Genomic DNA, 12,087 nt, shown 5'->3' with positions numbered 1-12,087 from the left:
GGAATTATATGTAACTTGCGCGGAAGCACATCTTTACATCTTTTATTATAGCGGTATTACGTTACGTTTTCTCAAAAAATGTCAATCAATCTTGGTAAGCTTTAGTTAGATGCATTAACGCACTCCCATAAAGGCCAGTATTGACCGGTCAAAAGCCCACGTAAAAGTAGGTATTTCTTCGATGAACGCTAACGACAAGGATCTCAACTACCCGCTGGGAACAACTGAGATTCGAACCCTTGCTCTGGTCACTAACCCCCACGCGGGTCATGGCGCCTCGCAGATTGCGTCCGCCCGGGCGAGCTGGGTGTTCGCGGATCGCGGCATCGATGTCATCGCTCTCCAAGGTGCTAACCCCGACGACGCCCGCAAGCTCATTCGTGAGGTCATCGCCGACGGCCGAATTGATGCCCTGGCAGTCTGTGGTGGCGACGGCATGATTAACCTCGCACTGCAGGAGCAGGCACAGACCGGCATCCCCCTCGGTATTATCCCGGCCGGCACCGGAAACGACCACGGTCGCGAATACAATCTGCCGCGTGGCAATGCTCGCGATGCCGCTCACGTTATCGCCGATGGCTTCTGGACGACCACTGACCTCGGCCGCATCACCAATGAGGCAGGGGAGCAGCGCTGGTTCGGCACTATCATGTGTGCCGGCTTCGACTCGATTGTCTCCGACCGCGTCAATCAGATGACCTGGCCGCATGGCCGTAACCGCTACAACCTGGCCATCGTCCGCGAGTTCTTGGCTTTCCACTCGCTGCCATTCCGCATCACGCTCGATGACAATCGGGTTCTCGAAGATCCAATCACGCTGGCCGCCTTCGGTAACACCCGTTCTTATGGCGGTGGTATGAAGATTTGCCCGTCCGCAGACCACTCCGACGGACTGATGGATATCACTGTCATCGGCAAGGCCGGGCGCATCAAGGCCGCCCTGGCCTTCAAGTCCGTGTTCGACGGCACCGTTGAAAAAATCGGGGAGGTCAGCACCTACCGCGCCAAGAAGGCTTACGTGGAATACATCGGCCCGCCACGCCAGATGAACGCCTACGCTGACGGCGACCTCATGTTCCCGATGCCGGTCACCGTCGAAATTGTTCCGGGCGCTGGCCGCTACATCGTTCCCCGTCCGTAAAAGGGCGCAGGAGTGCCCGTCGTCAAGCGTTTCCTGCATGCTTGACGACGGCGCGTTACCCCTTGATGCCGTATTTCTTCAGGCGCAGACGATCCGCCGCCGAGGCCGAAGCCGTCAGGCGTAGCAACTCGGCGTAGATACCGTCAGTCTGCGCCAATTCTGCGGGTGCGCCCACCTCGTCGACGTGACCGTCACGCAGCGTCACGAGGGTGTCCACATCGGAAATTGTGGACAGGCGGTGGGCGATGATAACCGTTGTGCGTCCCTCCATCAGCTTGTCCAAGCCTCGCTGAACTTCGCGTTCGGCCTTGGTGTCTAGCGCCGAAGTGGCTTCGTCCAGGATGAGCAGGGGAGCGTCCTTCAAAATAGCGCGCGCGATGGCGATGCGCTGCTTCTGGCCACCCGAGAGCTTCAGACCTCGCTCGCCGATAGTGGTGTCGTAGCCTTCGGCGAAGCTGCGGATGAAGTCGTCGGCGTTGGCCTTCTTCGCGGCGGCAATGATTTCTTCGTCGGTGGCGTTGGGTTTGCCGTAGGCGATGTTTTCCCGAATCGTGCCGGAGAATAGTGACGAGTCCTGGAACACGACGGCAGAGCCAGCACGCAGAGTGGAACCGGAAACCTCGGAGACATCCGACCCCAGCACGCTCAAGCGGCCTGCGGTCGGGGCGTAGAAGCCGAGCAGCAAGTTGACGATGGTGGACTTGCCGCCACCCGACTCGCCGACCAGGGCGATTTTCTGGCCCGAGTACGCCTGGAAGCTGACATTGGAGAGCACCGTCTTGTCCTCTTCGTAGGCAAAATCCACTGCGTCGAAGTCGACAATGGGAGCGCCAATTGCCTCCTGTTCGGCTGCGCGTTCCAGGGAGGAACGGTGGGCGCTGTCGACGGACTCTGCGTCTGCGGTGGAACCAACGGACGCGGAGTCGAAGTCGCCGTTATTCGCGGTCGCTGCACTGAGCAGCTCCGGCTGCGTGCGGGTCTCTGGAGTAAGCTCCATGACCTTGAAGTAATCGCGCGAACCGGCGACTGCGCGCTGGGCAGCGTCGACCAGGAAGCTCATCATGGTCACTGGTTGGCGCGCCATGTTAATCAGCTGAATGAGCATGACCATGGTGCCGATGGAGAATTCTCCCGACAGCGTACGCAGGAAAAGCAGCAGGTAGATGCCTGCGAAGATGATGTTCAAAATGCCCCCGCGAAGGGCATCCATGCGGTGCCACCACGTTGACTGATCGCGGGTCAGGGAGATGGTGCGGCGGAAGCGGGAACCAAAGAAAGCGATTTCGCGCAGTTCCGCAGTGAAGGAGCGGACAACCTTGACTTGGCCGATGACCTCAGCAAAACGGCCACCGGCGATATCGATTTGTTCGTTCTTTTTCGCTTCAATCTTCTGCCAGCGCTTCGAGGTCAGCGCGGTCAGCAGGGTGTAGACCGGGAAAACGATAATCAACAGCACTGCCAGTGGCCAGTAGTGCCAGGCGGTGATGCCCAGTACCGCGCCGACGGTCAACAGCATCGGGAAGAAGTTGTTGGAAAACGCCTGGAGGAACTGCGTGATATTGGTAATCGAGCGTTCCAGGCGGGCGATAATTGTGCCGGTGACCTGACTGTCGAAGTACCGCTGCGGTAGCGACAGCAGCTTGGCGTAGTAGCGGGTCGACAGAATCTCGCGCATGCGCGCAGTCATCACATCGCCCAGGTAACCACCGATGTTATGCACGATGGTCTGCGTCAAATCAGCGATCAACAGCCCTATGACCAGCCAGATTACGGTGCGAGTGGTGTCGGACATCGCCGCTTGGCTCAGGCCTTCATCGCTGGATACCGCGCCGACGATGGCGTCGGTGGCATCGCGGATGAGGAAGGGGCTAATCAACGACGCGGCGGCGGTGGCCAGCGAACAGATGATGACCCCGATATAGAAAGGCCAGAGCACTCGTGTAGTGGACAGGATTCTGCTGAGCAGACGCACGAAAGACCTCTATCTTGCGGGAGGATCACTCCCGCTATGAAATTACTGCGACAAAAGCCCTATCCTAACAGCGAGTGCACAGCACCAAGCGGAAGCGGCAGCCAGTTGGGGCGGTTCTGCGCTTCGTAAAGGCACTCGTAGATGGCCTTATCCAGTACAAAGGCCTCCAGTAGCGTCGGGTCACTGGCATCGCCATAACCCTCCAAGAACGCATCGATATTGCGGCGAGCCCACTGCTCAACACGCTCGGTAGCCGCCTCGGTGTCTTCACGTCCGGTCAGCAGCGGGTAGTGAGCGGCGTAATCGAAGGAGCGAATCATGCCGGCGACATCGCGTAGGCGGTGATCCGGCAGACGACGCTCCTCCCACGGGCGCGACGGCTCGCCCTCGAAGTCAATCAAGCGCCAAGAGCTCGGCGTGCGCAATACCTGCCCCAAGTGCAGATCACCGTGGATTCGCTGGACGACGGCACCACCTTCCGGAACCGCAGCCTCTGCGCGATCGAAGATAGCCTGCGCCTTATCCTTGACCTCAGCAATTTGTGGCACCACGCCAGCGACGAAGTCCAGGCGAGCTCGCAGTGGGGCTACCAGCTCCGCACCGGTCAGACGCTCCTTTACCGCGACAGCGGCAGCGAGGCTACTGTGTACCGAGGCCACTGCTTCGCCGAGCGCACGCGCTTCGGATGTAAAGTCGGTGCCCAAATCTTCCAGCGGGGTCTGACTGTCGCGGATGGCATCGCGCACTGCGCCAAGAGCCAGCTCCCAGCCATCCACCGAGTTCGGTGCGAATTCCTGCAGCATGGCGGTGGTGTAGGTGTCTTCGCCAATGGTGGTCTCTACCCAGGAGTAGAGCTCGGGGACGAACTTGCAATCCGCCTGGGCCAGTGCGGCCAGCAGCTCCACATCGGCATTAGTACCGGGGTAGAGGCGACGGAAGAACTTGCACATCACGCGGTCGTCGAAAATGACCGAGGTGTTCGACTGCTCGACTCCCATGGGGCGGCCGGATTCCGGTCGGAGCTGCTCAGAGCCCGGCACACGTCGCAGTTCCATGCTGCCGAGCTTGCCTTCGTCGGAAAGCTTCTGGCCGAGTGCTGTGATGGCATCCGAATCGATCAGAGCGTCGTAGCCGACGATGCCCTCGGCGCGAACCAACAGGGACTGCTCGTGGCCATCGGGGACGTCCTCCGCCCAAGCGATGGGCAGCTGATAGGTCGGTGCGGAATGTGCGGTGTGCACCCTCACCAATGCGATATCGACATCGGGACTGTCGGGATTGTCGCGCAGTACGGGGTCAAGCGCGAGGATCTCGACGTGGTCGATGTCAGAGACCTTGTCAGCGAAAAAGCGCATCTTGACCAGTGTGTCTGCCAGCTCTTCGGCAATGAATTCGGCGGTGGGAATAGTCATTTTAGTTCTTTCGCCTTTCGGGACTTAAAAGATCACTCTTTATTATCGGCGTTTGTGACGGCATCGGCTGCGGCATCGGCGGCGGTGCCTGAGTGCTCGCGTGATGACGTCACCGGCGCGTCCGATATCGCCTGCGCAACCGGGATTGTCGGTGCCGACATGGGGGCGCTCGATTCGAGGTTTGTCTCAGGTGGAAGCTGGATTTCGAACCAGTAGAAACCGTGGCCAGGAAGCGTGATCTGGTAGGAATCGGTGCCAATTGTGGGGAAGGGAACCGAACCCGTGAGCTCTACCGGGGTGGCACCGGCGAACTCGGACAGATCCAGTGAGACGGCCGCGGGGTAAGAGGACAGGTTGTTGACGCACAGCAGCACTTCGTCGCCGTATGTGCGCAGATAGGTCAGAACAGAGGCGGTGTCGCTATTCAGCTCGCGGAAGTCACCGAGGCCAAAAGCCTCATAGCGCTTGCGGACCTGAATCAGTCGACGCACCCAATTCAACAGGGAGTTGGAGTAGCTCGCTTGGTTTTCGACATTGACCGCCTGGTAGCCATAGGTCGCATCCTGAATGGTCGGCAGATAGAGCCGACCGGGGTCGGCCTTGGAGAACCCTGCGTTGCGGTCGGGCGACCACTGCATCGGTGTGCGCACGCCATCGCGGTCGCCGAGCCAAATGTTGTCGCCCATACCAATTTCGTCCCCGTAGTAGAGCACCGGCGAACCTGGCAGGGAGAGTAGCAGGGCATTGAAAAGCTCGAGCTGTGTGCGGTCATTTTGCAGCAGTGGCGCTAGACGACGGCGAATGCCGATGTTGGCCTTCATCCGCGGATCGTGCGCATACTCGGCGTACATGTAGTCGCGCTCGGCATCGGTGACCATTTCCAGCGTCAGCTCATCGTGGTTGCGCAGGAAAATGCCCCACTGAGCCGAAGACGGAATCTCCGGCGTGGACTCCAGGATCTCCGAGATGGGGAAGCGGGACTGCTTGCGCACCGCCATGAAAATGCGTGGCATGAGTGGGAAGTGGAAAGCCATGTGGCATTCGTCGCCACCGACCTCCGGGTCGCCGAAGTATTCCACCACATCGGAGGGCCACTGGTTGGCCTCCGCCAGCAGGACGCGACCCGGGTATTCCTCATCCATGACCTTGCGGCAGCGCTTCAGAAAAGCGTGGGTCTCGGGCAGATTCTCGCAGTTAGTACCTTCGCGTTCGAAGAGGTAGGGAACAGCGTCGAGGCGGAAGCCATCGATGCCGAGATCGGACCAGAAGCGCAGCACATCGAGCATCGCTTCCTGCACCGCCGGATTGTCATAGTTCAAATCCGGCTGGTGGGAGAAGAAGCGGTGCCAGTAGTACTGGCCACGCACCGGGTCATAGGTCCAGTTGGAATCCTCGGTATCGACAAAGATAATGCGTGCGCCCGAGTAAGTGTCCGGGTCATCAGTCCAGACATAAAAGCCGCCGTAGGGGCCATCGGGGTCAGTGCGCGACTGCTGAAACCACTCATGGGTATCGGAGGTGTGGTTCATCACCAGGTCAGTAATAACGCGGATACCGCGCGCATGGGCCTCGTCGAGAAGCACCTTAAAATCCTCGACCGTGCCAAACTCGTCGAGCACGGCGCGGAAGTCGCGGATATCGTAACCGCCGTCGCGCAGCGGGGAGTCGTAGAAAGGCGGCAGCCAGAGGCAGTCAACGCCCAGCCATTGCAGATAATCGAGCTTCTCCGTCAGCCCTTTGAGGTCGCCGGAGCCGTTGTTGTCGGAGTCGAAGAAGGCCCGGACGAGCACCTCATAGAACACCGCGCTGCGGTACCACTCGTAATCTTCCTTGGCGATAGTCATGCATCCCAGCGTAATGACTATGCCACTAGCCTGCAGAGAGAGTTTTCCTGCGAGATCCCACAAGACCGCGCGAGATGGCCGTCCTGGGAGACCTCATTAAACAGCATTCTAAACAGCCTTGTGTTCCTGAATTAACGCAGCGAGCTGGTACGCATCATCCAACTTCAACTCCGTTGCCACCGGAGTGACCGCTCCCGGCACCATGTCGATCCGCACGTTCGCCACTCCCGCCGCTTTCTTCAGCGGAGAAATGGTTAGTGTATGCCCCTGGATGCGCTGCCAGGGGACCATGAACCGCGTATGCCAGAACCGACCCTTGGTCACTAACAGCCCCCGCTTCGTGGCCTGCACCTTTTGAAATTTCCAGTCAATTGGGCTGAGCCACCATGCCGTGCGTGGAGTCTGCCAGGAGCCCAGCAGGTCATCGGTAGAGGCCGGTCCCGCAATCTCAGTCATCAGGTAATCGACAATCGTGTCCGTCTCCGGTGTCGGCGCCACTGGCACCAGTGTGTTGTTCGACTGTGCACTGTCCAGGCCATAGCCCGCCACGGAGACATCCGCACGGGACCACCTCCACGGACGCCACCAGAGCGGTTGCACCACTTTAAAGCCATGAATGCGATCGATCGGAATGGTCTGAGCGCGCGTCGACAACAGTCCGGCGGTAATCGCCAGACGCCTGCTTTCCGACGACACCTTCAGCGTGAAATCCCACGACTGATTTAGTACTCCGAAAAGGCCGAGCGCGAAACTGCCAATCACAATCAGAGTAGTGATGGTTACTCCGCTGAGGATTTCCACGATGAAGTCGGTGAACAGCGCAGAGACAACGGCGAGGAGGATAAGAGCTATGCCGACGAAAAGACCGGGTCCAATGGCCACGGATGCAATCAGCCGTCCGACATTGACCGGGCCAAAGATGGTCTTCGCGTCGGACATGCGGGAGGACATGTGGGCGCTGGAGTCTTGAGCAGCGGCGGGGCTGTCGCCGTCGTAAAGCGAATGTGCCAGTTCGGTGTCCAGCTTTTCTACCTCACCCAACACGTCGGCGCGGAACTGTTCGCACTGCGGGGGAGTGAGGTATTTGATTGTGAAGTGCGAATCGGAGCCGCCGGCTGTTTCAATGACAATTTCGGCGAGCCCGAAAATGCGCGCCAACAATGGTTGGTTGATATCCACCGCCTGCACGCGGTCGAGCCGTGCCGCGCGTCGAGAACGCAGTAGCCATCCGGAGCCGTAGCGAACCTCATCGTCGGTGAGTTCGTAGAACGTATACCGCCAGGATAGCCACGAGAAAAATGCAATCAGACCAATAATTATGGCGACCGCACCGGTACCGACAAGGAGACCGAGCCATGCCCAGTCGTAGAGCTGAGTCACGACCGCAACGGCCAACTGCCACTGATTCGCGACTGCGAATGCAGTCACCGCAGCGATTGTGGCAAAGCTTTTGAGCAGCGGAGATAGGGGATGAACTCTATGCCTCATTTAGAGACCCGCCATCCGGTCGTGGGCGCGCTGAGATAGACGAGCGCGCAGGGCGAGCGCTTCTTCACGTGGCAAACCGTGGACGGCTGCATCCGAGCTCGCCGATGCTGTGTTGAGCTTCAACGTTGCCAGTCCGAATAGTCGAAGGAGAGGTCCTTCATCGATGTCGATGAACTGGATTCGTCCGTAAGGGACGACAGTGACCGAGCGCCACCAGCGTCCAGACGCAACAATGAAGTCGTTGTCCTCTTCGAGGTATCGGTGGGCACGAACTCGTCGACCGATGAGCCAGTAGATATATGCGAAGTAGAGCACGCAGGCGAGGGTGCTCAACCACATCCACGGAGTCCACATCACAGCGGCGACGACGGCTGCAATCGTGATAACTAGCAGGGGAGCGGCGTGCGCGATTCGCTTCACCTTAGCTAGCGCGGGGTCGACTGGCTGTAGCGCGGAATTCTCGGGGACTAGTAAATCAAGTGGCTCCATCGTTGACAGTTAAACACAGAGGGTAAAGCTTGCGTCTGGCCTGGTGCTTCGGTAAGAACGGTGGCTATGGATCGCAGGAAACTCATAGCAGTACTTATCACGCTGATCACCATTTTGGTCTGCGTCGAGATTTATCGGTACATGCAGACTTTGCCAGCTTAAGTCGCTGGGCTCAGTTGTTGAGCACAACAGCACAGCGCTAACCAGCGCAAGCCTCACCCGCCTTATTCCCTATGCACCAAAGAGCTGGCGCGGAGCCGCCCACGCATCGATAGCAATGCCCTCGACTGCCTGGGCGTCAGCGCCGGCAAAGGTAGTCACCTTGCGGTCGTCGTTGTAGCGGGGCATGTGTGAGGTGCCTTCGCGGATGAACTCGACCGCCACTTGGTGGAATGGATGGTTGGGTTCTTTCATACCGAAGAAGCGTGCAATGTCGATGCAGTGCGGAGCACCACTGGTGCGGCCAGCAGGTGCATAGCCCAACCCTTCTCCCGGTTCGAACTGTGCCGCCCACACATCCAGCTCAGCCGCCACGGACCGTTCGGCGACTTTAACAGCGTATGAGCGAATCGCTGAGTCAGAAATGACATTCCCCATCGGACGCTCGGCATAGGCGGTGGCCGGAAATTCGCCGTGGCCGCGATGCCCCTTGGCGTAGCGCCGAGCCATCCACTCTCGCATGGGCAACTTGTCCATCGCCACAACCGGCGGTTCTGAGAAGAACTCTTCGCTGGTGGCGGTCACCATCGTCGGCAGTGTGGGAGCAAAGCTGTCGAAGCGAGGCCCAATTGCCGGATCCGAAGGCGAGGATGCCGACACCAATTTCTGGGCCCGAGCGACCCTGCGTTCGTCGGCACGCGAAAAGACGTCGGTGGACGGCACACGTCCCACGCCGATGTCGGCCAACGTGCGGCGGAGGCGCGAGCCCGACAGCAGCGAGAAGGCCGGCGACATGGCAATGGTGCGTTGGATCTGGCCGCGCGTGTGATCGTCGGCAGCCAGAGTGAGCGCCAGCGCCGCACCCGCCGATTGCCCCGAGATAGTGATGTTGTCGATATCGCCGCCGAAGGCAGGCGCGTTACGACGAGCCCACTGCAGCCCCAGATACAGGTCATCAATGGCCCGGTAGGTCTCTGTTTCACTGTCACGCCAGAAGCCCTCGAGGCCCTTGCGGTATCCAAGCGAAACGGTGACGATGCCCGCCTGTGCGAAGGCCGTCGCGTCCGTCCAGGGTTCGGAGGGATGCCCAAACTCGTAGCTACCACCGTGAATCCACAGCAATACCGGATAGGAGGCGTCCGCGGGCTCAGCCGGTGCGGTGACGGTGAGAACTAATTCGCGCTCGGGTTCACAGCGCCGAGTGCCCGACTGTGGGCCGTCTGCCACCGGTGCCGACGCGGCGAACGGAGCAGCATCTGCGTAATCGATATTGAAAACTTGTATTGCGCCATCGTGAATACGGCCGGTTAGCCTCCCGCAGGGAGCGGAAATAGTCGTCTCTGTCATGGCGGAAAACGCCTCCTCGTCACGGTTGGTCCTGCCAGAAGGGCGGGGAGTCTGTTTCAGACGGTAGGCGCACTCTGGTTTTTCGAGCACGCTACAGTTGAATTCACTATGACCAATGATGCACGAAATCCACTGTTGACACCGTCGGAATTGTTCTGCGAATTGCCAGATTTTGCGGCAATCGATGACAGCCACGTCCGCGAGGCTTTTAGCGAAGCAATGCGCAGCCATGCGCGCGAGATTGACGCCATCGCCACGTCGTCGGAGGCTCCGACCTTCGTTAACACCATCGAGGCAATGGAGAAGGCGGGCCAAGATCTGGACCGCGTCGCTGCTTATTTCTTCAACGTTGCCGGGACGGACGCCACCGACGTCCGCATGGAAATTGAAGCCGAGATCGCCCCGCAGCTCACAGCACACCTGGATCAGATTCGCATGCGCAGTGACCTGTGGCAGCGCATCAATGCCATTGACAGCGTTGACGATGCCGCCACCCCGGAAGAGGCGAAGCTGCTGCTGAAGAAAGTCCGCGAAGACTTCCAGCGCGCCGGTGCGGACCTCAGCGACGAGGACAAAGCCGAGCTCAGCCGCATCAATTCCCGCCTCTCTGAGCTTTCCACGGCTTTCGGCGAAAACCTGCTGAAGGACACCGTTGCGCGCGCCGTGGAAATCTACGACCGCGAGGAGCTCGCCGGGCTTTCCGACGACGCCATTGCGTCCTTCGCCGCCTACGCGAAAAAGGCCGACACCGATGCGCCGTGGCTGATTCCGCTGGACCTACCGTCAACTCCGGCACAGCTGGCTGACCTGGATAATCCGGCTACTCGCGCCAAGCTCTACGAAGCCTCACTGGGGCGTGCGGGTGCTGCCTCCGGCAAGTTCGACAACTCCGACATTGTGCTGGAAATGGCACGCCTGCGTGCCCGCCGTGCCAAGCTGCTCGGCTACGACACGCATGCGGATTACGTCATTGCCAAGGAGACGGCAACCACCGCAGAAGCTGCTCGGAAGCTCATTGCAGACCTGGCGCCAGCTGCCATTGCGAATGCTGAAGGCGAGTACAAGCGGGTCGCTGATCTGGCTGGCGATGAGACGGTCACGGGCGCTGACTGGCCATACTGGGAGCGCCGTCGTAAAGCGGAAGAATTCGCAGTCGACACGGAGGAACTCAAGAACTACTTCGAGCTCCACCGTGTTATCGAAGACGGCGTGTTCTACGCTGCCCGCAAGCTCTATGGCATCGAGGTAGTCAAGCGCGAGGACCTGCAGGGATACGCGCCGGGCACGACCGTGTGGGAGGTACGCCAGGGCGGAGGCGAGACCATCGGCCTGATTATTACGGACTACTTCTCGCGTCCGACCAAGCGCGGTGGTGCGTGGATGAGCTCGTTTAGGGACCAGTCCCGTCTGCTGGGGCGCCTGCCAGTCGTGGTCAACGTGATGAACATCGCCGAAACCGAACCGGGCACCCCGGTGCTACGGACGCTCGACGAGGTCACCACTGCTTTCCACGAGTTCGGGCACGCCCTCCACGGTCTGCTTTCCGACGTCACATACCCGACCTTCTCGGGCACTAACGTCCCGCGCGACTTCGTGGAATTCCCCTCCCAGATCAACGAGAACTGGGCGCTTGAACCGTCCATTCTGGCCAATTACGCCGTCCACGTTCGTACCGGTGAGCCGATCCCGGCCGAGCTAGTCGAGTCGGTGAAGAAGGCCCGCACCGCTGGTGAGGGATTCGCCACGGTTGAGTACCTCGCCGCGTGCGCCATCGATCTGGCCTGGCACAGCCTCACCGAGGAGGAAGCAGCTCAGGTCACTGATGTTGATGCCTTCGAAGCGGAAGCACTTGCCGAACTCGGCCTCGACGTTCCCCACCTGGCTCCGCGTTACCGCTCCCGCTACTTCAACCACATCTTCGCCGGTGGTTACTCGGCGGGCTATTACTCCTACCTGTGGGCAGAGGTTCTCGACGCGGACGGTTTCGGTTGGTTCACCGACAACGGCGGTGCCACAATCAGCGGCGGCAGCCACTTCCGCGAGGAGATTCTCTCCCGTGGTGGCGCCATCGACTTCATGGCCGCCTACCGTGCCTTCCGAGGTCGCGATAAGGACATCCAGCCGCTCCTCGAACGCCGCGGGCTGTCGGGCACTGATGCCTAGCTTCACGCTTTACGACGAGCGCCGCGACCGCCGCCCACTGGTTATTCCGGTCACCGGCAGGGTAGGTTGACA

8 protein-coding genes are annotated in these 12,087 nt (G+C 59.9%); 2 read left to right on the top strand and 6 right to left on the bottom strand.

The genetic code is table 11. The features are described from left to right. Nucleotides 1-181 precede the first annotated feature (181 nt). On the top strand, nucleotides 182-1,141 hold the full coding sequence (locus tag AB1Z34_RS06155) for a diacylglycerol kinase (RefSeq protein ID WP_367158068.1): 960 nt from the start codon (nucleotides 182-184) through the stop codon (nucleotides 1,139-1,141). Nucleotides 1,142-1,196: 55 nt separating this feature from the next. Here the strand turns inward: AB1Z34_RS06155 and AB1Z34_RS06150 are convergent, their stop codons facing one another. The 6 genes from AB1Z34_RS06150 to AB1Z34_RS06125 all read right to left on the bottom strand — a co-directional run bounded on the left by AB1Z34_RS06150 (nucleotide 1,197) and on the right by AB1Z34_RS06125 (nucleotide 9,852). Further along, on the bottom strand, nucleotides 1,197-3,113 hold the full coding sequence (locus AB1Z34_RS06150) for an ABC transporter ATP-binding protein (RefSeq protein WP_367158067.1): 1,917 nt from the start codon (nucleotides 3,111-3,113) through the stop codon (nucleotides 1,197-1,199). A gap of 59 nt (nucleotides 3,114-3,172) precedes the next feature. Then, complete coding sequence (locus tag AB1Z34_RS06145; protein ID WP_367158066.1) at nucleotides 3,173-4,525, bottom strand: hypothetical protein; 1,353 nt, start codon at nucleotides 4,523-4,525, stop codon at nucleotides 3,173-3,175. A gap of 32 nt (nucleotides 4,526-4,557) precedes the next feature. Further along, the gene (gene treS / locus AB1Z34_RS06140) at nucleotides 4,558-6,369 is read right to left on the bottom strand and encodes a maltose alpha-D-glucosyltransferase (protein WP_367158065.1); all 1,812 of its coding nucleotides are present in this window, start codon (nucleotides 6,367-6,369) and stop codon (nucleotides 4,558-4,560) included. Nucleotides 6,370-6,477: 108 nt separating this feature from the next. Next, nucleotides 6,478-7,797, bottom strand: coding sequence for a PH domain-containing protein (locus AB1Z34_RS06135; RefSeq protein WP_069359244.1), 1,320 nt, complete (start codon nucleotides 7,795-7,797; stop codon nucleotides 6,478-6,480). Nucleotides 7,798-7,857: 60 nt separating this feature from the next. Continuing rightward, nucleotides 7,858-8,346 carry a PH domain-containing protein gene (locus tag AB1Z34_RS06130; protein ID WP_048732721.1) on the bottom strand — a complete coding sequence of 163 codons (489 nt, stop codon included), beginning with the start codon at nucleotides 8,344-8,346 and terminating at the stop codon, nucleotides 7,858-7,860. 231 nt (nucleotides 8,347-8,577) lie between these two features. After that, complete coding sequence (locus tag AB1Z34_RS06125) at nucleotides 8,578-9,852, bottom strand: carboxylesterase family protein (RefSeq protein WP_367158064.1); 1,275 nt, start codon at nucleotides 9,850-9,852, stop codon at nucleotides 8,578-8,580. 108 nt (nucleotides 9,853-9,960) lie between these two features. Between AB1Z34_RS06125 and AB1Z34_RS06120 the strand changes: the two genes are divergently transcribed. Then, entirely contained in the window at nucleotides 9,961-12,015 is a 2,055-nt protein-coding gene (locus AB1Z34_RS06120; protein WP_367158063.1) for a M3 family metallopeptidase, read from the top strand. Nucleotides 12,016-12,087: the final 72 nt, after the last annotated feature.

Origin of the sequence: Corynebacterium sp. 045007 (genome assembly GCF_040743205.1) — a bacterium.
GTDB classification, from domain to species: Bacteria; Actinomycetota; Actinomycetes; order Mycobacteriales; family Mycobacteriaceae; genus Corynebacterium; species Corynebacterium jeikeium_D.
The sequence above is the reverse complement of the archived record's forward strand: the minus strand, read 5'-3'. Positions and strand labels throughout refer to the sequence as shown.

Excerpts from the sequence above, each read along its gene's own strand:
- AB1Z34_RS06125 (WP_367158064.1), bottom strand. The coding sequence starts at position 9,852 with ATGACAGAGACGACTATTTCCGCTCCCTGCGGGAGGCTAACCGGCCGT.
- treS (WP_367158065.1), bottom strand. The coding sequence starts at position 6,369 with ATGACTATCGCCAAGGAAGATTACGAGTGGTACCGCAGCGCGGTGTTC.
- AB1Z34_RS06155 (WP_367158068.1), top strand. The coding sequence starts at position 182 with ATGAACGCTAACGACAAGGATCTCAACTACCCGCTGGGAACAACTGAG.
- AB1Z34_RS06145 (WP_367158066.1), bottom strand. The coding sequence starts at position 4,525 with ATGACTATTCCCACCGCCGAATTCATTGCCGAAGAGCTGGCAGACACA.
- AB1Z34_RS06130 (WP_048732721.1), bottom strand. The coding sequence starts at position 8,346 with ATGGAGCCACTTGATTTACTAGTCCCCGAGAATTCCGCGCTACAGCCA.
- AB1Z34_RS06120 (WP_367158063.1), top strand. The coding sequence starts at position 9,961 with ATGACCAATGATGCACGAAATCCACTGTTGACACCGTCGGAATTGTTC.